The organism is Aggregatibacter actinomycetemcomitans (assembly GCF_003130205.1).
Lineage (GTDB): Bacteria > Pseudomonadota > Gammaproteobacteria > Enterobacterales > Pasteurellaceae > Aggregatibacter > Aggregatibacter actinomycetemcomitans_A.
The window spans coordinates 313,175-333,039 of record NZ_NRDF01000001.1; the positions used below are offsets into that span (position 1 = coordinate 313,175).

A 19,865-nucleotide genomic window follows, 5' to 3' on the forward strand; every position below is an offset into this window, starting at 1 on the left:
TCAAGATGCACCCTACGACTGTTTTTCTACCAAATGGCAATTAAAGTCTAAAGAAACTCGCAACAGCTCTTACACCACTTTTAAGACCTCTTGATACAACAGAAACCACCGCTTTCGCCGTATCTTTCACAGTATCAATCGCTTTATCTGCCACTTTTTTGGCTATTTTTGCTACCGGTTTTACCACTTTATCACTTACCCAAGCCCCTGCTTTTTCACCGATAATGCCACCAATCGCACCGCCAATGACAGTTCCTGCAGGACCAAGAATTGAACCTGCAAATGCACCCACTTTAGCACCGAACTTCGCCCCATATTTGCGTAAAAATAAATCAGCTTTTCGTTCTACATTCGTGATCGCTTGGGCGACAACAAATTTTGCTTTTTCTGCGGCAACATCGGCTGCAGTTAAAATGCCACGTTCTACTTTATCGAGTATGCGAATATCGTTCCAACCGTCAGCTACACTAAGAGCAAAATCCTGCACTCGGCTTACATTGCTCCTGCTTTGCCGACTGCTTTTTCAAGCACTTCTAAGCCACTAAAGGCATTTTTGATCCAGCCTTTTTTAGCTGACACCACTACGCCGCCGGAAATGGCAACTTGTATGCCTTTGTTTTCTGCAGTATCCACCGCACTACGAATAATTTTTTGCAATTCTTCTGCGTGAGAAAGATTTTCTTTGCCTAAAAACGCATTAGCAAGGCGTGAACCGGCACTTTTTATTCCCCAAAATGCAAGATTTAAATTTGCATTGAGCTTGGCGCATTGAATGGTTTTCTCATTAAGTGGTTTTTCTTCAAAAGAGACATCAATCACTTCACCCGTTAAAAAGCCAAATTGCTTGCGATTTGCTTCTGCTAAAGAAGCATCCACTTCTTGCGATAACTCATTGACATCAATTTGATAAGTTTCTGCCACTTGGTTGAGTTTCTTTTGGTAGAAACTTTCGAGGGTTTTGCGCTTATCTAAATATTTTTGCAGTTCGACTTGATTAGCTACAAGGTTTTCAATCGTGCTGATAATAGTGTTGACTGTGTCAATTTTTTCTTGTTCGCTTTCCCAAATCTCAGGATATTGATCAAAACGGGATTTTAGCCATTGATTTATAGGTTGCTGACGACCATTATTTAAATAATCATCCACAAATGTATTGATCATTTGTGCGGTATTTTTCTTTGCATTCTCATCGGTAAACAGGGCTTCTTCGGCTTGCTTTGCCAAAGTGAGTTGAGTTTCATCTTGTTTTAGTGAATCAAAAAGTTGATCGATGTTTTTTTCTTGAAGTGAAGGTTGAAGGTTTTGCATAAAATATCCTTAGGTATTATAAAAATTGGGCTATTCTAGCAAATATTTCATCTTATTTTATTGGGAAATATAAAAAATATCGGTGAAGATTTTACTAAGTAAAATAGATTAAAAGTGCGGTCATTTTTCTTGGTGTTTTTACACCTCTTGAACCATAAACATATCAAACACCGAATTCACATTTTGTATCAGCGTTTCCACCTGCGGCATTTCGCCTTTTTCAATAATGTATTTCATGATACCCAGCGTCATGGTGGCGAACAGGTGAGCTTGAAAATCCAAATCCGTTTCTGCTATTTGTGCGGCTTCAGCCTGCAAATGTTCAACGTATTTTTCTTTCACTATTTTATGAATATCGTTATATAAATGAATTTTCGGCGTTTCGATTTGACCGATCAGATAAATCAGCTGGTGATGTTGTTCAAAAAGCGGTTGAACGCTATGAACAAATTCCTTCGTCGGCACGGAGAAACGCTGTTTTAATCGCTCCGTCACCAAGGCTTTAAGCTCTTCCACCAGGACTTTCGCCACGGCGTTTTTGTTGGCAAAATGTTTATAAAAGGTAGAGCGGTTAATTTGCGTCAGATCTAAAATGTCCTGCACCGTCATGGCGTCAAAGCCTTTTTCCGTCAACAATGTCAGAAACGCGTCACGAATAAGTTTATCGGTTCTTAATACCCGAACATCCTGATTATTCATCATTTCTCCTTAAATTCACCGAATTAAGCAACAAATTACGCCTTTTTGTAGGGTTAAGCAACAAAACGTTGCTTCTTGGTGGTTGAGCGGATTTTGCCCGCTCTCTATAATCATTCGCATAAACCGCGTAAAAGTAAGGATACAGAGATGAAAGCAAAATATTTCGTGTTCGGTTTAATTGTCATCGGTGCCGCCGGTTTTGCCATTTGGAAGAACGGGCAACTACAAGCCAATGAACTGAGCGGCATTGCGGCTGTTAACGGACGTTTGGAATTAAAACGGCTCGACATTGCCACCCTTTATCCCGGCCGCGTAGAAGAAATTTTGGTGCAGGAAGGCGACGAGGTGCAACGTGATCAACCGCTGGCACGGCTTTCTTCCGGCATTTCGCAAGCGCAGGTTTCCGCCGCTCAGGCGCAAAAGAAACGGTAGCCCGCGCCCTTGCGGAAATTGATGCGCGCCAACAACAAGCCAAGGTGGCAAAGTTGGAATTGTATAATGCACAAAAATTGCGTCGTGATAATCTCATTTCAAGCAGCGAATTGGAACGTCGCCAATCCGCTTATAAGGCAGCGCTTCTTGCTACCGTGAACACCACGCAGGCGGCAAAAGCCGAAGCGGAAGCCGCCGTTGCACAGGCGCAGGCACAATTGGAACAAGCGCAATCGCAAAATACCGATATGCTGATTAAAGCGCCGAAAGACGGACGGGTGGAATATCAAATTGCGGAAACAGGCAATGTTCTCGGTGCGGGCGGCAAAGTGGTCAGTCTGCTGGATCCGACGGACACTTACATCAATGTCTTCCTTACTGCACCGCAAATGAACCAAGTCAAATTGGGGGATGAAGCCCGCATCGTGATTGACGGCATGAACGCCGTTTTTCCCGCCAACATTACGTTCGTTGCCAATAATGCGCAATTTACCCCGAAATCCGTGGAAACCACGGAAGAACGCGCCAAATTGATGTTCAAGGTGAAATTGCAGCTTCCTGTAGATATTGCGTTGAAATATAAATCTTTATTAAAAGGCGGCATGACGGGGCTGGGCTATGTGAAATACGATCAGCAGACGCAATGGCCGGCACAGTTAAACGTGAGACTTCCGCAAGGTGAATAACCATGACAGCCATTCGACCTGCCGTTACGCTGGAACATCTCTCACATTCATACGGAAAAACTACCGCACTTTATGATGTCAGCCTGCACATTCCCCGTGGTGCAACCGTCGGCTTAATCGGACCGGACGGTGTGGGTAAATCCACGCTGCTCTCCCTCATTGCCGGGGTAAAAATCATTCAGACCGGCACGGTGCAGGTGTTTGATTTGAACGTTGCGGAGAAAAAAGCGCGGGATGTGCTTTCCCGCCAAATCGCGTTTATGCCGCAAGGACTGGGCAAAAATCTGTATCTCACCCTGTCCATCTATGAAAATATCGATTTTCATGCCCGCCTGTTCGGTTTGAATAAACCACAACGGGAAGCCCGTATTCAGCGCTTATTAAACGCCACCGGGTTAGCCCCTTTTGCCGATCGTGCCGCCGGTAAATTATCGGGCGGGATGAAGCAAAAGCTGAGTCTCTGCTGCGCCTTGGTGCATAGCCCCGATTTGCTGATTTTAGATGAACCCACCACCGGCGTGGATCCACTCTCCCGCCGTCAATTCTGGCAATTGGTGGATGATTTACGCCGTGAAGAAGACGGCATGACGGTGATTGTGGCAACGGCATACATTGACGAAGCGGAACGTTTTGAACATATTCTTGCCATGGACGACGGCAAGCTCATCGCCAACGCGCCCACCAAGCAGGTGATTGCCGACACCCAAAGTCATAATCTGGAAGAAGCCTATGTCAAATTGCTGTCGGCGGAAAACGGCTTGCATATTCCGCCCTTTAAACCCAATGCCGACGAACCGCCGGTTATCGTCGCCAAAGGGTTAACCAAAAAATTCGGCGATTTCGTTTCGGTGGATAACGTCAGCTTTACCATTCCGAAAGGTGAAATTTTCGGTTTTTTAGGTTCCAACGGCTGCGGCAAATCCACCACCATGAAAATGCTCACCGGCTTACTGGATCCAACAGAAGGCTCCGCCACATTGCTCGGGCAACCTATTGATGCGGGCAATATCGACACGCGCAAACGGGTGGGCTATATGTCCCAGGCGTTTTCCTTATATGAAGAACTCACCGTTTATCAAAATCTAGAATTGCACGCCAAACTCTATCAAATTCCCCGCGCGCAATGGACGCACTATGTGCAATCGGTCATGGGGCAATTCGATTTGGTTCAGCTTGCCGATGAATACCCTTCCGCGCTGCCCCTTGGCATTCGTCAACGTTTACAGCTTGCCGCCGCCTGTTTGCATAAACCCGAAGTGCTGATTCTTGATGAACCTACTTCGGGGGTCGATCCCGCCGCGCGGGATATGTTTTGGGAATACCTGATTAAATTGTCGCGCGAAGACAAAATCACCATTTTCGTCACTACCCATTTTATGAACGAGGCGGCGCGTTGTGATCGCATTTCCTTTATGCACCGAGGGCGCGTGTTGGCGGTAGGCACACCGGAAACGTTACGTCTTGAAAAGAAAGCCCCGACACTGGAAGAAGCCTTTATCATCTATCTGGAAGAACAGGCGGACGACATTACCGCGCCTAAAATGGAGAAAAGCGAAAAAAGTGCGGTGAAAATTTCAGGTGTTTCTACAGATTCGCCGGAAAAAGGCATGCTGGCGTGGTGGTCGTTGGTGTGGACGTTTGCCGTACGGGAAGGGAAAGAATTATTACGGGATCGCATTCGTTTATTTTTCGCCTTGCTCGGCCCGGTGATTATGTTGTTTGCCATGGCGTCCAGTATTTCTTTTGACGTACACCCGTCGAATTTTACCGTGTTGGATTATGACAACAGTTCGGAAAGCCGCCGTTTTATCGAATATTTTGACGGCTCCCGCTATTTTGTACGCCAACCGGATATTCATTCTCCGCAGGAAATTCATCGGGTGTTGCAATCCTCGAAAGTGAAACTGGTGATTGAAATCCCCCCGGATTTCGGCAAAAAAGTGCTGCAACGACAAATGCCGGAAGTGGGCTTTTTTATCGACGGTGCTTTTCCTTCTACCGCAGAAAACCTGCGCGGTTCCGTGGTCGGTGCGATAACTCAATATGTACAGGAAACCTTAACGCAACAAGGCATAAACGTGCCGAACAATACCGTGCTGGAACCCCGCTTTGTGTATAACCAGGATTTCAAAAGTATTTTCGCCATGACACCGGGCGTGATCATGCTTGCCATGATGTTGATTCCGTCCATGATGACGGCATTGGGCGTAGTACGCGAAAAAGAAATCGGCTCCATTATGAATCTATACGGCTCCCCTGCCGGCGCGATGCAATTTTTACTCGGCAAACAACTGCCTTATATCCTGTTGGCGTTTATCAGCTATCTGATTATGGTGTGGATTTCGGTGATGGTGTTTAACGTGCCGGTTAAAGGTTCCATGTGGGCAATGACGTTAGGCGCGCTTTTTATCATTACCGCCTCAACGGCGTTCGGGCTGTTCGTTTCCAGTTTTGTGAAATCGCAAATTGCGGCGATTTTCGCCACGGCGATTATCGTGATTATTCCGACCATGAACTTCTCCGGCATGCTCTACCCGACGTCCACCTTGCCGTCCCATGTTTATATGATGGCGCAATTGTTCCCCGGCTATTGGTTTTTGCTTATCTGTTTAGGCGGTTTCACGAAAGGATTGGGCTTTATGGATTTTCTCAGCAGCTACGGCGCATTGTTGGTAATTTATACCGTGTATTTCTGCGGTGCGGTCGCCCTGCTCAAAAAACAGGAGAAATAACATGTTCAGATGGATAAAAAACGTGTTTTATTTATCGGGCAAAGAACTGCGCAGTTTATTTTCCGATCCAGTTCTGGTGGTGTTAATTATTTATATGTTCACCGTTGCCATTTACACCGTTGCCAATGCAATTACGTTGGAAGTGAAAAATGCGTCCGTTGCTATTGTGGATAACGATCACTCGGCGCTGTCCTACCGCCTGCAACAAAGCCTGATTCCGCCGAATTTCCGTAAAGTGCACAGCATTCACGCGCAACAGGCGGATCGTTTGATGGACACGGGAGAATATACGTTCATTCTGGATATTCCGCCGAATTATGAACGTGACGTACTCGCGGGGCGTAACCTGCCGATTCAGTTATTATCCGACGCTACGGCAATGACGCAAGCCGCCATCGGTTCCTCTTATATTTCACAAATTTTCCGTGGCGAAATTAACGATTTTCTCCACCTTCAAAGCAATAACGGCATACTTATTCAACCGGCTATTAATGTGCTTTATAACCCGAACTTTTCCGGTAATTGGTTTATGGGCGGCATGAACATTGTGGGCTATTTGAATTTATTAACCATGTTGCTGGTGGGCGCCGCCGTCATTCGGGAACGGGAGCGCGGCACGCTGGAACACATTTTGGTGATGCCCGTGCGATCCAGTGAAATTGCTATGGCGAAGATTGTGGCGAACGAACTGGTGTTGCTCACCGTCGTGATGTTTTCACTCTATTTTGTGGTGCATAAAATCATCGGAACGCCCCTGCCACAAGGTGCGTTTTCGCTCTATATTTTAGGCGCAGCGGTATTTATTTTTTCTATCGCCTCCCTTGGCATTATGCTGGCGATTTTCGCACCGACCATGCCCCAGTTCGGCTTATTGGTGTTGCCGGTGTATATCGTGATGTACCTGCTTTCCGGCACCATGTCGCCGTTGGAAAATATGCCGGAATTCGTGCAAAAACTCATTCAGTTTTCCCCCACCGCTATTTTCGGGGCTTATGCGCAGGATGTGCTGTTCCGAGGTGCAGGGCTTGATGTGGTGTGGGATAAACTGCTCCAAATCACGGCGTTGGGCGCATTGTTTTTAAGCGTGGCATTAGTGCAGTTTAAATCCATGTTATCGCGCCAAAGCTAAGGTTAAGAAGGAAAAGATTATGACAAATAAACGCTATGCTAAATTAACATTCATCGCCGCATTGATTGCCCTTACCGCTTGCACGACCAACGTCGATTTGTCTTCTAAAGTGGAAATGCCCGCACAATTTGAGCAAACCTCCAACCAAGCGACCGCTAAAAATGCCATGGAAATCGCCCGTTGGTGGCAAAACTGGCGGGATCCGCAATTGGCCCGTTTAATCGAACAGGGGCTACAAAATAACCTTGATATTGAAATCGCCAAAGCCCGTTTATTGGAAGCGCAGGCAAACAGCCAATATACGCAGGCGGAACTGGGGCCGAAAGTCGGCGCGCAAGGTTCGACAGGCATGATTCATTCTCATGTGGAAAATCCGCTGACGCAGCGTACTTATGATCGGTCAGGGAATGTGCAATATGCAGGAATCACGGCAAGCTGGGAATTGGATTTCTTCAGCAAAAAACGCAGTGATCGCGATGCGGCACAAGCCGCTGCCCTTGCCGCGCAACAACAGGTCTATGCCGCTCAAATGCTGGTTGCCGGGCAAATCGCCGAAAGTTATGCCAACATTGCCGCCTTACGTCAGCAAAATGTGCTGTTGCAACAAAACGAAAAACACTTACGCCAATTAAAAGGTTATGCGCAAGGTCGCTTCCACGCCGGACAAGCGAACGCCAATGACGTGTTACAGGTAGAAAGCCGAATCAGCGCCGTGCAGGCGCAACAAGCCACCGTGAATGCACAAATCGCCGGCAACGAACGCGCCATTGCCATTCTCATCGGCAAACCGCCGCAAGGGTTTCATCTTACGAAAAGTGCGGTGGATTTTCTCGGCGTTTTACCGCCCGCACCGAATGACGTGATGCCCGGCGGCGTATTGGAACGCCGCCCCGATTTACGCGCTTATCGCGCTCAAGTACAGGCGTTGGCGGCAAAACTGGCTTCCGCCAAAGCGGATTTATACCCGCGCTTTGAGATTCAATTTTTAGGACAAACGGGGCGCATCGACATCAACACGGACATTCCCGATTTAAAAGGTTGGGGCAATTTGCTAAGCCTTGACATTAGCCTGCCGATTTTCACCAACGGACGCATTCAGGCGAATATTGATGCCGCCGACGCCCGCTTAAAAGCCGCCTTGCTGCAATACGATAAAGGCTTACTGCAAGCCCTTGCCGATGTAGATAACAGCTATCAGGCACAAGCCGCATTAAATCGCCAAAGCCAATTATTACAAACCGCCTACCAACAGGCTCAAAAACAGGCAGGTAACGCGGAGAAATTATTTAACTACGGCGAAAAAACCTTAGACAACGCTCTCACCGCCCGATTGACCGCATTGGATTACCAAAACCAACTCATCCAAAGCCGATTGGCTGGCGCGAAGAATTTGATTAACTTGTATAAAGCACTGGGCGGCGGTTGGTCCGAGTGATGAAAAAAACGTTTGTGAAATCGACCGCACTTTTGTGCCGGCGTGTGTAAAAGTGCGGTGGTTTTTCCCGATGTTTTTCAACTCTCCCCACCACCTTACCCAAAACTCGCTATATAAAATAAAGTATAAAGATGTGTATAATGGGTACTTTTAAAACTCACTGCACTTTTCTAATGAATAAAAACAGATTTATTTTTGTATTACTTGCCTTATTGCTTGTCGGGCTGGCGTTGTTTTCGTTGTCTTGGGGGCGGTTTGCCATTCCTGTTGAGAATGTGGTGCAAACGCTGACGGGGAATAACCCAAACGACGTACAGAACAACATTATTTTCAACCTGCGTTTACCGCGCATTCTTGCGGCGAGCTTGGTCGGGACGGCGTTGGCGGTTGCCGGGGCGACCTTTCAGGGGATTTTCCGTAATCCGTTAGTCTCGCCCGATTTGCTCGGTGTGTCCGGCGGCGCCTGTATCGGCGCGGCGATGGCGATTTTGCTGGGGCTTGGCTTGTTTGCCATTCAGGGTTTTGCGTTCGTGGGCGGCTTGCTGGCGGTGCTGATGACTATGAGCCTGCCGAAACTGGTGCGACGGGATTCGACGATTATTTTGGTGCTGTCGGGCATTATCATTTCCGGTTTTATGATGGCGTGTTTGGGGTTGGTGAAATACCTTGCGGATCCGGAAACCCAGCTTGCGGACATCGTGTATTGGCAAATGGGCAGCCTGACCAAAGCGGATTATCAAAATTTGCGTCTGCTTGCGCCGATGATTCTGTTCACCACCGCCGCTTTATTGATGATGCGTTGGCGCATTAATGTGCTGTCATTGGGTGATCGGGAGGCAAAACTCATCGGCGCCAATATTCGTTTTGAACGCAATCTGATGGTGATGTTCGCCACGTTGCTCACCGCCTCCTCCGTGTGCTTAAGCGGCACTATCGGTTGGATCGGATTAATTATTCCGCATTTGGCGCGTATGTTTATCGGCGACAACAATTTACGCACCCTCCCTCTTTCCGCCCTTATCGGCGCGATTTTCCTGTTGATTATCGACACCTTGGCACGCAATTTATACACGCAGGAAATTCCTCTCGGTATTCTTACGGGCTTTATCGGCGCGCCATTCTTTGCTTGGGTGTTAGTGAAACAAAAGGTGGCGGACTGATGATGATGTTAAAAATTAATCAACTTTATTTTCAGCACCAACGCCATATTCCCTTGCTTAACGGCATTGATTTGGAACTGAAAGCGGGCGAGCTGATCACCATTCTCGGCGCCAACGGCACGGGAAAATCCACCTTGTTAAACTGCATTGCGGGCTTGCTGAAACCAAAGTGCGGTGAAATTTTTCTGCAAAATAAGGAAATCAAACAACTTTCCGCCAAACAAATTGCCCGCCAAGTGGCTTACGTTTCGCAACATTCGCCGCAGACGTATCAATACAAGGTGTTGGATTACGTGGTGCTGGGGCGCGCTGCCCATTTAGGCTTATTCGGCAAACCGCGCGAGCGCGAAGAAGATTATCATTTGGCGGAACGGGCGCTGGCACAACTGGGCATTCCCCATTTTGCGGACAAAATCTATATGCAAATGAGCGGCGGCGAAAAGCAACTGGTGAATTTAGCCAAAATTTTGGTGCAGCAACCGCAACTGATTCTGTTTGATGAGCCCACCTCCGCGCTGGATTACGGCAATGTATTTAAGACATTAAGCCTGATTAAAGGATTATCCCATCAGCAATTTTCTATTATTATGACAACCCATAATCCCGATCACCCGATGCTGCTTAATGAAGTGATTCCGAACAGCAAAGTGGCGATTTTAACCAAATCGGGAAAATTGCATTGCGGTTTCACTGAAGACATTCTCACGGAAGATAATCTGCGGGAACTTTACCAAACGGATTTACGTTTAATTGACGTGCCTGAATTACAACGCAAAATCTGTGCCATTACGCATATTTAAGAGGACGTAATTATGACCATGAAAAAAACATTGTTAAAACACACCGCACTTTTTGCGGCTACCCTGCTGGCATTTTCCGTGCAGGCGAAAATCATCACCGATGCGGATGGCAATCAAGTGGATATTCCCGAGCGCGTAGAACGTGTGGCAGATTTGTGGCATGCCAATAATCAAATCGTGTTGTTATTGGGCGGCGCAGACAAACTGGTGGTAACCACGACTTCGATCAGCGCGAATCCTTGGTATAAGGAAGTGTATCCGAAAATTAAAGAAGTACCGGTCTTGACCAACGGCGAAACCATTCAAATTGAAGAATTATTGGCGCAAAAAACCGATGCCGTGCTGCTTTCCAAAAAATCCATGCTGAAAGAAGTCAATCAAACGGGCTTAAAAGGCGTACATGTGAGTTTTCAGGATTTTGACGGATTAAAGAAAACCGTGCGTATTACCGCAGACGTATTGGGCGGTGACGCGCCGCAAGTGGCGAAAAAATACATTAAAGAATTGAACGACAACATTAATTTTGTCCATTCACGCGTTAAAGATGTAAAAGACAGACAAAAACCACGGGTGTTACACATCACCAGCGGATCGGATTTGCTCAAAATTGACGGTGGAAAATCCATGATCGGGGATTGGATTCGTATGGCGGGCGGCAGAAATGTGCTACCGGATGAAGCCAATATGGTGAATGTCACCATGGAAACTATCGTGCAAGCCAATCCTGACGTGATTATCATCGGCAGCAGCGGCAATAAAGCCCAAGGTGCAATTGAGAAAATCAAAGCGGATCCGACCTGGCAATCTATCAGTGCGGTCAAAAATAATCGTATTTATGCCAACCCGACAGGCACCTTCCCATGGGATCGTTACAGCGCGGAAGAAGCGCTACAAATCCTGTGGGCGGCGCAACTGTTCCACCCGGAACGTTTCGGCGATTTGGATATGGTGCTGAAAACGCAGGATTTTTATCAAAGATACTACAATTACAGTTTAAGTAGAGAAAATGCACAACAAATCTTAAAAGGGCTACCTCCGCTTAAGTAGTATTGGCATTCGATGGAATTTCTTGTAGAATGCGCGCTGCTTTTTAACCCGCCTATTTAGGCTTTATCATAAGGAAACGTCCATGAAAATCAGTGCAAGAAACCAATTAAAAGGCAAAGTCGTTTCAATCGAAACCGGTTCCGTAAATGCTATCGTTCAAATTGACATCGGCGGCGGAAACGTGATTTCTTCCACCATCTCCATTGAAGCGGTAAAAGAGTTAGGCTTAGCTGTCGGCAAAGAGGCTTACGCCATCATTAAAGCCACTTCCGTGATGGTTGGTGTAGAATAATTTCTACCGATTTTTAGACGCTAAAACAACCGTACTTGAAAAAGTGCGGTTGTTTTTTTATGTGTTTTTGAAAGGCATAAAAATGCGGTGAAAATCCACCGCACTTTTAACGCGTTATTAAACCGACATTATTAGAAACTGTATTTCAGATTCGCAAAGTAAGAACGACCGCGTTCGTTATAAATACGGGCGGTTGTAGCATTACGATAAATACGTTTATCCAAAATATTATTCACACCTACGCGCAGGCTGAAATTGTCGTTAAATTTATAACCGACATTGGCGCCCCAAATTCCATAACTCCCCATTTGATACTGTTTCACAATGCTTTCGCCAGTGTTGTAAATCACCTGCATAAAGTTTTCCGGGTTCACTACGGTTTTTTGTTTGCCGTATCGGGTGTAAGTAGTATTCAGATCCCATTGTTCATTAATACGCCAATTCAATGTGGTATTAATGGTGTATTTCGGCACAAGGGAAATGGCGTTACCGGTTTTCTTGTTCTCGTTTTTGATCATGTAAGTGAAATTCGTTCCCAATGTCAAATTGTCATCGAAAAACGGTAAAGTAATGTTCCCTTCAATTCCTTCAATAATCGCACGAGGCGTATTGCCCCAACGATACACATTGGTGGCGGTGTAATTACGCCAAATCGGCACGCCGCCCGGAACGTTTTCCCGACGAATTTCTCGATTATAGCCGCCGTTCGGCGCGTCAATAGTCGTTAAAAATTCACCGTTCGACACGATTTTGTTGCGGTAATCATTATGGAAATAAGCGAGGGAGAATAATTTGCCTTCATTTTCATATTCAAAGCCGATTTCTTTGTTCCAGCTGGTTTCCGGTTTGATATTTTCATTGCCTAAGAAATAGCAGGCACGCCCCCAGTCAAAACCTTTGGCATTGCTGTTTGTGTAAGGATTATTTCGGGTGCCGTCACCGCTGGTCGGATTTAACGCATTCGGATTATTCCAGTTGTTGGCGCTATCAATCGGGCAACCGTTACTGGCGTTAATCAGCAAATAATTTGGCGAAGATTGGTAAAGATTCGGTGCTTTATAGGCTCTTGCCACGCCACCTTTAATTTTCCAGTTTTCGCTGGCTTGGTGGGAGAAGTTGAATGACGGGCTCCAATTGGCTTCCGAATTCGTGCTGTAATCAAAACGAACACCCGGCGTTAAAATCGTCTTATTATTCGGCAACATGATGTTATCTTCTAAAAAGACCGCATATTCGTTTTGTGCTACTTTGCCGCTACGACCTTTATCCGCCAGCCAAGGAACGATGGCATAAACCTGCATCGTTTGTGTCATCGAAGCAGCATCGTTTAATTCGGAACGGGAAGCTTCCGCACCAACGGTAACCATATGGCTGGTACTACCCAAAGTAAGCGGAATATAAAGTTCGTTACTGAAACGGTAATTTCTGAGAAAGCCAACGGATTTATTTAAACCGTTGTAGGCCCCTTCCGTACTGCCCAACAAACCTTCCGGATAGTGATAATTACGGGTTTGATCGAAAGTGAAGTAAGTGCGGTTATCAAACGCGCCCCATTTGCCTTCGTGCGTTAAGCTATAACTTTGGCGATAAAGGGTGGACGTTTCGGCTTTTTGATAGGCTAAATCATTGCTGATGGTTTGCGGGCCGGAAACCAACACGGAACTGTTTTGCGTATCGCCGTTATAAATATTGCCTTGGCGGCTGTAAGCGGCGTCAAAGGTCAGTTTTTGCGTCGGCATGATCTTCCATACCAACTGACCGGCGATGTCACGATTACGAACCCCTTCACGCCCCGCATAAATTGTGTTGGAGGTTCTAGCGGCACTGTTGCTTTGCGGCACTTCTCTGGCATTAATATCGATGGCGTCTTCTTTAGTTTTGGCAATGTTGCCGTATAAACGGAAACCTAAAATGTCTTTAATCAACGGGCCGCTGAAATTAAAACCAAGACGGTTGGTATAGCCTTCTTTGCGGTCTTCCGGTTGCTCGGTGAATAAATTTAAACTGCCGTGATATTCGGTGGTCGGCGCTTTGGTTTTGATATTTACCACGCCACCCATGGCGCCCGAGCCATAACGCGCCGCAGCAGGCCCGCGCAACACTTCAATGGACTCAATGGCATCCGCCGGCACCCAGTTGGTATCGCCGCGCGTGTTACGCGTACCGTTTCTGCCGTAACGTTCCGAATTACGGGATTTCACCGGTTTGCCGTCCACCAGAATTAGCGTATTTTCCGGCCCCATGGCACGAATATCCACTTGGCGTTTGTTGCCGCGTGCACCGCCCGGTGCATTGGTACTTAAAGTCACACCCGGTTGTTTGGCGATGATTTCAGAGGCATCATTTTCAATGGGATTTCGTTCAAGTTCTTTTTCCGTCACGACGGACACGCCCAGCGATTGTTTCACTTGCTGTTCGGCGGTCACTTGAATTTCATCTAAATTTTGCGTTTCTTCGGCGTAAGTAAAGGTTGAAATGACAAGCCAAACTAATCAGGCTGAGCGGCGGGAGTTTTTTCATGGTACATCCTTGGTTGAGTAAAAACCGCGCAATAATACGATCGCTATATAAAATAATAAATAACTATAAATAGGTAGATAAAAATAAAATTTCTAAAAACGCAAATGTTGCCGTAATTGCTGTTCTGAAGTGCGGTAGATTTTTGCCAAGTTTTCCAAGGTCAGCAGCGCTTCTCTTGAGCCTTGCTGAAAGCCGTATTCCTGATCGAGTAACAGAATATTTTCCGCCAAATACATCGCCTGTTGCGGGTTGTGGGTGGTAATGAGTAACGCCATATTTTGCGTTTGTAATTGCTTAATTTTTTCCAACACACGAATTTGATTGCCGAAATCCAGGCTGGCGGTGGGTTCGTCCATGACCAGTAATGTTGCCTGTTGCGCAATGGCGCGGGCAATCAGCACCAACTGCTTCTCTCCCCCACTGAGCTGATGATAATAACGCTTGGCGAGATGTTCGATTTGTAAACCGGCAAGGGCGGAAAGCGCCAAGTCACGATCTGCCGCTTTCGGTGTCTGATACCATTTGAGATACGCCGAACGCCCCATCAGCACCATATCCTGCACCAAAAACGGGAACAAATGCTGATGGGCTTGCGGCACATACGCGATGTTGCGCGCCAATTCTCCCGGGGGGTAATCCGATAAAGGGCGTTGCTGCCAATACACTTCGCCCTGCAACGGGGCTTGTAAGCCCAACAGGGTTTTCAGAAAGGTGCTTTTGCCCGCGCCGTTTGCGCCCAATAAACAACAAATTTGCTTTTCCTGTAAACGGAAATTGATGTTGTTCACCAGTATCTTATTGCCGTAACCAATGGCTAAATCACGGGTTTCCACTAAATTCATCGTCTGCCCCGCAATAATAAATAAAGGAAAAACGGCGCGCCGCAAGCGGATGTCAGAATGCCGAGGGGCAATTCAATGTCGGCAACGGTGCGTGCTAAGGTGTCCGTTAATAACAAAAAAGTAGCACCGAGAAGCAACGATGTCGGAAGCAACAGGATAAAATTGGCGCCTACCAGTAAACGGGCAATATGCGGCACCAATAAGCCGACCCAACCGATAATGCCCGTAATAGATACCGCACTTGCCGTACAGACGGTGGTGAAAATAATCAGAATGTAACGGGTCATTTTAATCGGCACGCCCAGACTGCGGGCTTCTTCTTCCTCTAAAGAAAGCAAATTTAAACGCCAACGGAGCAAAAACAACGGCACCATGCCGAGGATTAAAATGGGCGCCAGTTGCAGTACATCCTGCGGGCTAATGGCGGTTAAACTGCCCAACAGCCAAAAAGTGATGGAAGGCAGTTGGGTGAAAGGATCGGCGAGAATTTTTAATAACGAAATCCCCGCGCCGAGCAACGAACCGATGGCAATGCCCGATAAGACCAGAACGAGAATCGGGTCTTGGTCTTTGCTGCGGGTGGCGATAAGAGAAACGCAAAATACCGTGGCGATGCCACCAAGAAAGGCGAAAAGCTGAATATAAAACATCGGCAAATTGTAGAAAATTGCCAGTGACGCCCCGAACCCGGCGCCGGCGGACACGCCTAAAATATCCGGTGACACCAATGGGTTTTTGAACATGCCCTGATAAGTTGCCCCCGCACAGGCTAAAGCCGCACCGACCAAACAAGCTACCACATACGTGGCGAGCGGATTTGCCATAACACGGTGTGAATCGGTGAGCTTATGTCACATTGTGAATTCACGGAACAAACGAGCGTTTGCCATAATTGGCTTGGCGAAATAGGAAATTTCCCCACGTTCAGAGCAAGTAAAATGCTACCGAGTAACAAGCCAATCAGCAACAAAAAGAAAAGGCGTGGCGCGCGTTGAATCAGGTTTTGCATTATTGTCCTTGGTGCAGTAACTGCACTGCCTGTTCTTTTGACAAATCAATATGATAGAACAGCTGATAAAACCGTTGCACTTCGGGCGCAAAATCGTCCATCGGTTTATTGCTTAATAAATGTTGCAACCACCGCACGCCGAGCAAACGATTCAATCCCGGCGGAGAATCCAACCAACCGAAAGGCACATTGGGAATGAAAAAAACGCGCTGATTTTTGACCGCACTTAATTGCTGCCATTGAGGATTGTCTTTGATGGTTTGAAAGAATTCGGCGTATTGGGTCAAAATAACGTCGGGATTCCAAAGCAGAAGCTGTTCCATAGAAACCTGCGTTAACCCTTTATGTTCGCCCTCCACTACATTGCGCAAACCGACCAACTCCATGGCTTCCGTATGAATAGACCCTTTTTGCCCGGTTTGCAAACCGTCGGCACTGCGCGCCAAATAGGTGGTTTGCTGTAAAACACCGGCAAAATCCACCGCACTTTTAAGGGTTTCCTCTGCATATTGCGCCTGTGGTTCCGTGAAGGTTTCCGCACCAAGTAATGTTCCCAGCTCACGCAAAGTTTTCGGCGTTTCGGCGAGTCTGCCGTCCAACAGTAAATAAGGCACGCCGGTTTGCGCAAAGGTGCGTTTCGCCTGATCGATATAATTCGGCGCCACATTGCCCACATCAATAATCAAATTCGGTTGCAACGCCACAATTTTTTCGGCGGAAAGCGTACTGCCTTTCCCGGCAATTTTGCCGATGGTGGGCAACGCCTGCTGTTGCGCCGGAAATAATTTGCCACCTTTGGATGCCATATTAAAACCCGCCAGCCCGACCATTTTTTGCGGCGCGGTCGCCAGCAATAGCACATCGCTCGGATTGCCGGCGCTTAAGACTTTTTCGATTTTTGACGCTGCCGGCAACTCCCCAGGAATAAAGACGGAAGGCACTTCCTGCGCCCAGAGGCTGCCGATAAATGTCAGCGGAAGCAGCAACCTAACCCATTTTTTCATCATCATTTCCTTAAAGTGCGGTCATAAAATCCGATGGATTTTAAATCCGCTTTGCCATGTTCAACCTGTGTAAACGGCATGAATTTTACTAAAACGCTATATATTTTCAAATATACTGGCGAACTTTTCGTGATTTTTATTTATAATGGCAACGCTATATTTTTAAATATACACTGTTATATTTTTCTCGCATTCTGTTGGGGGACATCATGAAATTTGAGGTAATTTACAAATTCGTGCTGTTGTGTGTGCTGATTATCAGTTTGTTGTGCGTTGTGATAAGCGGTATCGGGCTTTTTTACGGTTGGCAGTTCGGCATGTTATTCCATGTTTATGTCAGCTTTGCCGCATTACTGGTCGCCGCGTTGTTACTGCATATTCTGAATCGTAAAAACAAACTGGCGAAGATCAATACCCAATTTGCCGATTTGGTCTTGCACAATAAATACCCGAGTTATTGCAATTTAGATCGCTTGATCATGACATTCGAGCACTTTTCCATTGTGCAAATTGCCGAACAGTTAAACCTGGATTTAGATGTTCTACTAAAAGAACTCGCCGAAGGAAAAATAAACGTCAAAAATTCCCACCGCACTTTACGGGAGAATTTTCCCCATAATGATGAAAAGATTTTTGCCGCCGTGACCATCGCGCTGCAACTTCGTTTCATTTCCCCGCGCTCTGCTTTTAACTTAAAAGGACATTAAAATGAAAAAGACACTGCTTTATACCGCTATCGCTATGGCTTGCTTACCGGTGTATGCCGAAGAGGTTTTTACCCTTGGGCAAATTGAAGTGATTGCCGGTAAATCAACGGATTTAAGCACCACCTGCATTGAACAGGCTGATTTACAGAAAAACAATCAAACCAATGTCGCCGATGTGGCGAAAACCACACCAGGCGTATTTTTAGATCGTAGCGGCGCACGCAACGAACATAATTTGTTGGTACGCGGATTTAAAGCCAACCGCGTGCCGGTGTTTATTGACAGCATTCCGGTGTATGTGCCCTATGACGGCAATATGGACATCGGCCGTTTCACTACTTTCGACTTATCCCGCATTGATATTTCCAAAGGCGCAAGTTCCGTACTTTATGGCGCCAACACACTGGGCGGTGCGGTAAATCTCATTACGCAAAAACCGACCAAAGCCTTTGAAGGCACACTCGGTTATGGTTTTGCTCACGGCAGAAGCGGCAGCACCGGTACAAACCAAACCTACTTTAATTTAGGCACGAAACAGGACTATTTTTACGCGCAGTTAAGCGGTTCATTTTTAGAAAAACAAGGGCTTCAACTTTCGCGTCATTATCATCAAATTTTACCCGGCGGTGATGACGGCGGGCGGGCGGAAAATTCCGTGCAACGGGATAAAAAACTCAGTTTGAAAGTGGCATTCACCCCAAACACAACGGATGAATATGCCTTAGTGCTTTCCACCCAGAAAGGCACGAAACAACAGCCGTTATATTCCGGCGAAACCGCCCGTGCCGAACGCTATTGGCGCTGGCCGCAATGGGATAAAGACAGCATTTATTTCTTATCTCACACAGAATTTGATTCACATAATATTTATTTGAATACCAAAGCGTTCTTTGACACCTTTAAAAATGAACCGGACAGCTTTGATAACGCCGGCTTCAGCCGACAAACCGGTAGCAACCGCAACAGTTATTACCGCGATTATAGTTACGGCGCAGGCTTTGAATTAGGCGGCGATTTAACATTGAATGACACCTTGAAATTTTCCGCCGTATTAAAACAAGACGTTCATCGTGAGCATAATAGCAATGAACCAACCGCCGTGGATAAAGACCGCACTTATAGCTTCGGGTTGGAAAATACCTACCGTTTCAGCGAACGAACCAAATTGATTACCGGCATGAGTTTTGATCGCCGAGAAGCCAAACGGGCGGAAAATTATCAGGCGCGCTGCCCGACCACAAACGTGCGTTCGCAAAGTATTTGCCCGTTTAATGTCGCCGACAAAAATGTCTTTAATTATCAAATTAAATTGGTTCACAGTTTCGACGAGCAGGATGAATTCAGCCTGGGTTTTGCGAAGAAAACCCGCTTCCCGACCATGAAAGATCGCTATTCTTATCGGTTAAATCGGGCGGAACCTAATCCGTTCTTAGATCCTGAAATTGCTTACCACTAAGAAGCCGGCTATATGCGCACTTTCGGCGATTGGTTAAGACTGGACGGCGCGTTGTTCTATTCCGAAGTGCGTGATACCATTGAACTTGTGGCGCATCCGACGATTTCCAATAAAGAACAAAATCAAAACTACGGCAAAGAAGTGTTTAAAGGCGTGGAACTTGCCGCCGCGATTTTTGCGACGGATAACCTGACATTGGGTGCCAACTACACCTATACCCGCGCGAAAAATAAAACCTACGCGAACTTTATTGTGCGCGACATTCCGCGGCATAAATTCTTCGCTTATGTGGATTGGAAAATTGTGCCGAATCTTTCTCTTTACGTCAGCCAAGAGGCGGAACACGGTCGTTATAGCAGAGACGGTTTCGGCAGTCGGGCGCCGACGGTTAAACTTTCCGGCTTCGGCAACACCAATGCCAAACTCACTTACAACGTTACCGAACAATTCACCGTGGAAGCCGGCGTATCCAACCTGTTTGATAAAAACTACTATTATGAAGCGGGTTATCCGGAAGCGGGACGGGTGTATTTTTCTAACTTGAAATACCGTTTTTAACGTTCTGTTTAGCGATAAAAATTGAGCCTTGCAATGACAAGGCTCATTT

At 46.6% G+C, this 19,865-nt stretch carries 14 protein-coding genes and 3 pseudogenes; 10 read left to right on the top strand and 7 right to left on the bottom strand.

What is annotated here, in order from left to right; genetic code table 11:
• Positions 1–40 precede the first annotated feature (40 nt).
• From DK423_RS11235 to DK423_RS01450, 3 genes are all read right to left on the bottom strand, one after another.
• A complete protein-coding gene (locus DK423_RS11235; RefSeq protein ID WP_005556904.1) occupies positions 41–487 on the bottom strand; it encodes a hypothetical protein in 447 nt (148 codons plus the stop codon).
• Between the two features lie 5 nt (positions 488–492).
• Entirely contained in the window at positions 493–1,308 is an 816-nt protein-coding gene (locus tag DK423_RS11240; protein WP_005556906.1) for a hypothetical protein, read from the bottom strand.
• A gap of 138 nt (positions 1,309–1,446) precedes the next feature.
• Complete coding sequence (locus DK423_RS01450; RefSeq protein ID WP_005556907.1) at positions 1,447–2,007, bottom strand: TetR/AcrR family transcriptional regulator; 561 nt, start codon at positions 2,005–2,007, stop codon at positions 1,447–1,449.
• A 147-nt stretch (positions 2,008–2,154) separates the two neighbouring features.
• Between DK423_RS01450 and DK423_RS01455 the strand changes: the two are divergent.
• From DK423_RS01455 to DK423_RS01490, 8 genes and pseudogenes are all read left to right on the top strand, one after another.
• Positions 2,155–3,125 (top strand): annotated as a pseudogene (locus tag DK423_RS01455) (HlyD family secretion protein).
• Between the two features lie 2 nt (positions 3,126–3,127).
• Positions 3,128–5,857 (top strand): ribosome-associated ATPase/putative transporter RbbA, encoded by a 2,730-nt coding sequence (rbbA, locus tag DK423_RS01460; RefSeq protein ID WP_005556913.1) that lies wholly within the window; start codon positions 3,128–3,130, stop codon positions 5,855–5,857.
• 1 nt (position 5,858) lies between these two features.
• A complete protein-coding gene (locus DK423_RS01465; RefSeq protein ID WP_005556915.1) occupies positions 5,859–6,986 on the top strand; it encodes an ABC transporter permease in 1,128 nt (375 codons plus the stop codon).
• A gap of 19 nt (positions 6,987–7,005) precedes the next feature.
• Positions 7,006–8,421 (top strand): efflux transporter outer membrane subunit, encoded by a 1,416-nt coding sequence (locus tag DK423_RS01470; RefSeq protein ID WP_109043848.1) that lies wholly within the window; start codon positions 7,006–7,008, stop codon positions 8,419–8,421.
• Between the two features lie 140 nt (positions 8,422–8,561).
• Positions 8,562–9,581, top strand: coding sequence for a FecCD family ABC transporter permease (locus tag DK423_RS01475; protein ID WP_061886765.1), 1,020 nt, complete (start codon positions 8,562–8,564; stop codon positions 9,579–9,581).
• A 5-nt stretch (positions 9,582–9,586) separates the two neighbouring features.
• On the top strand, positions 9,587–10,381 hold the full coding sequence (locus DK423_RS01480) for an ABC transporter ATP-binding protein (RefSeq protein ID WP_032996625.1): 795 nt from the start codon (positions 9,587–9,589) through the stop codon (positions 10,379–10,381).
• A gap of 12 nt (positions 10,382–10,393) precedes the next feature.
• Positions 10,394–11,428, top strand: a complete 1,035-nt coding sequence (locus DK423_RS01485; protein ID WP_061886764.1) for an ABC transporter substrate-binding protein — start codon at positions 10,394–10,396, stop codon at positions 11,426–11,428.
• Positions 11,429–11,510: 82 nt separating this feature from the next.
• Positions 11,511–11,720, top strand: coding sequence for a TOBE domain-containing protein (locus DK423_RS01490; protein WP_005556926.1), 210 nt, complete (start codon positions 11,511–11,513; stop codon positions 11,718–11,720).
• Between the two features lie 131 nt (positions 11,721–11,851).
• On the opposite strand, the gene DK423_RS01495 is transcribed toward DK423_RS01490, so the two are convergent.
• From DK423_RS01495 to DK423_RS01515, 4 genes and pseudogenes are all read right to left on the bottom strand, one after another.
• On the bottom strand, positions 11,852–14,146 hold the full coding sequence (locus DK423_RS01495) for a FepA family TonB-dependent siderophore receptor (RefSeq protein ID WP_233114967.1): 2,295 nt from the start codon (positions 14,144–14,146) through the stop codon (positions 11,852–11,854).
• Positions 14,147–14,332: 186 nt separating this feature from the next.
• Positions 14,333–15,082: an ABC transporter ATP-binding protein gene (locus DK423_RS01500; protein ID WP_005556930.1), complete on the bottom strand. Its 750-nt coding sequence runs from the start codon at positions 15,080–15,082 to the stop codon at positions 14,333–14,335.
• A pseudogene (locus DK423_RS01505) lies at positions 15,079–16,091 on the bottom strand (FecCD family ABC transporter permease). Before DK423_RS01505 ends, DK423_RS01500 begins: the two are co-directional and overlap by 4 nt.
• Positions 16,091–17,095 carry an iron ABC transporter substrate-binding protein gene (locus DK423_RS01515; RefSeq protein WP_005556936.1) on the bottom strand — a complete coding sequence of 335 codons (1,005 nt, stop codon included), beginning with the start codon at positions 17,093–17,095 and terminating at the stop codon, positions 16,091–16,093. Before DK423_RS01515 ends, DK423_RS01505 begins: the two are co-directional and overlap by 1 nt.
• 209 nt (positions 17,096–17,304) lie before the next feature.
• Between DK423_RS01515 and DK423_RS01520 the strand changes: the two genes are divergently transcribed.
• Both DK423_RS01520 and DK423_RS01525 read left to right on the top strand, forming a co-directional pair.
• Entirely contained in the window at positions 17,305–17,802 is a 498-nt protein-coding gene (locus DK423_RS01520) for a hypothetical protein (protein WP_061886763.1), read from the top strand.
• Between the two features lies 1 nt (position 17,803).
• Positions 17,804–19,816 (top strand): annotated as a pseudogene (locus tag DK423_RS01525) (TonB-dependent receptor plug domain-containing protein).
• Positions 19,817–19,865: the final 49 nt, after the last annotated feature.

What these genes read in the sequence shown, in the direction of transcription:
- DK423_RS11240 (WP_005556906.1), bottom strand. Translation starts at nt 1,308, where the DNA reads ATGCAAAACCTTCAACCTTCACTTCAAGAAAAAAACATCGATCAACTT.
- DK423_RS01450 (WP_005556907.1), bottom strand. Translation starts at nt 2,007, where the DNA reads ATGAATAATCAGGATGTTCGGGTATTAAGAACCGATAAACTTATTCGT.
- rbbA (WP_005556913.1), top strand. Translation starts at nt 3,128, where the DNA reads ATGACAGCCATTCGACCTGCCGTTACGCTGGAACATCTCTCACATTCA.
- DK423_RS01465 (WP_005556915.1), top strand. Translation starts at nt 5,859, where the DNA reads ATGTTCAGATGGATAAAAAACGTGTTTTATTTATCGGGCAAAGAACTG.
- DK423_RS01470 (WP_109043848.1), top strand. Translation starts at nt 7,006, where the DNA reads ATGACAAATAAACGCTATGCTAAATTAACATTCATCGCCGCATTGATT.
- DK423_RS01475 (WP_061886765.1), top strand. Translation starts at nt 8,562, where the DNA reads ATGGGTACTTTTAAAACTCACTGCACTTTTCTAATGAATAAAAACAGA.
- DK423_RS01480 (WP_032996625.1), top strand. Translation starts at nt 9,587, where the DNA reads ATGTTAAAAATTAATCAACTTTATTTTCAGCACCAACGCCATATTCCC.
- DK423_RS01485 (WP_061886764.1), top strand. Translation starts at nt 10,394, where the DNA reads ATGACCATGAAAAAAACATTGTTAAAACACACCGCACTTTTTGCGGCT.
- DK423_RS01490 (WP_005556926.1), top strand. Translation starts at nt 11,511, where the DNA reads ATGAAAATCAGTGCAAGAAACCAATTAAAAGGCAAAGTCGTTTCAATC.
- DK423_RS01500 (WP_005556930.1), bottom strand. Translation starts at nt 15,082, where the DNA reads ATGAATTTAGTGGAAACCCGTGATTTAGCCATTGGTTACGGCAATAAG.
- DK423_RS01515 (WP_005556936.1), bottom strand. Translation starts at nt 17,095, where the DNA reads ATGAAAAAATGGGTTAGGTTGCTGCTTCCGCTGACATTTATCGGCAGC.
- DK423_RS01520 (WP_061886763.1), top strand. Translation starts at nt 17,305, where the DNA reads ATGAAATTTGAGGTAATTTACAAATTCGTGCTGTTGTGTGTGCTGATT.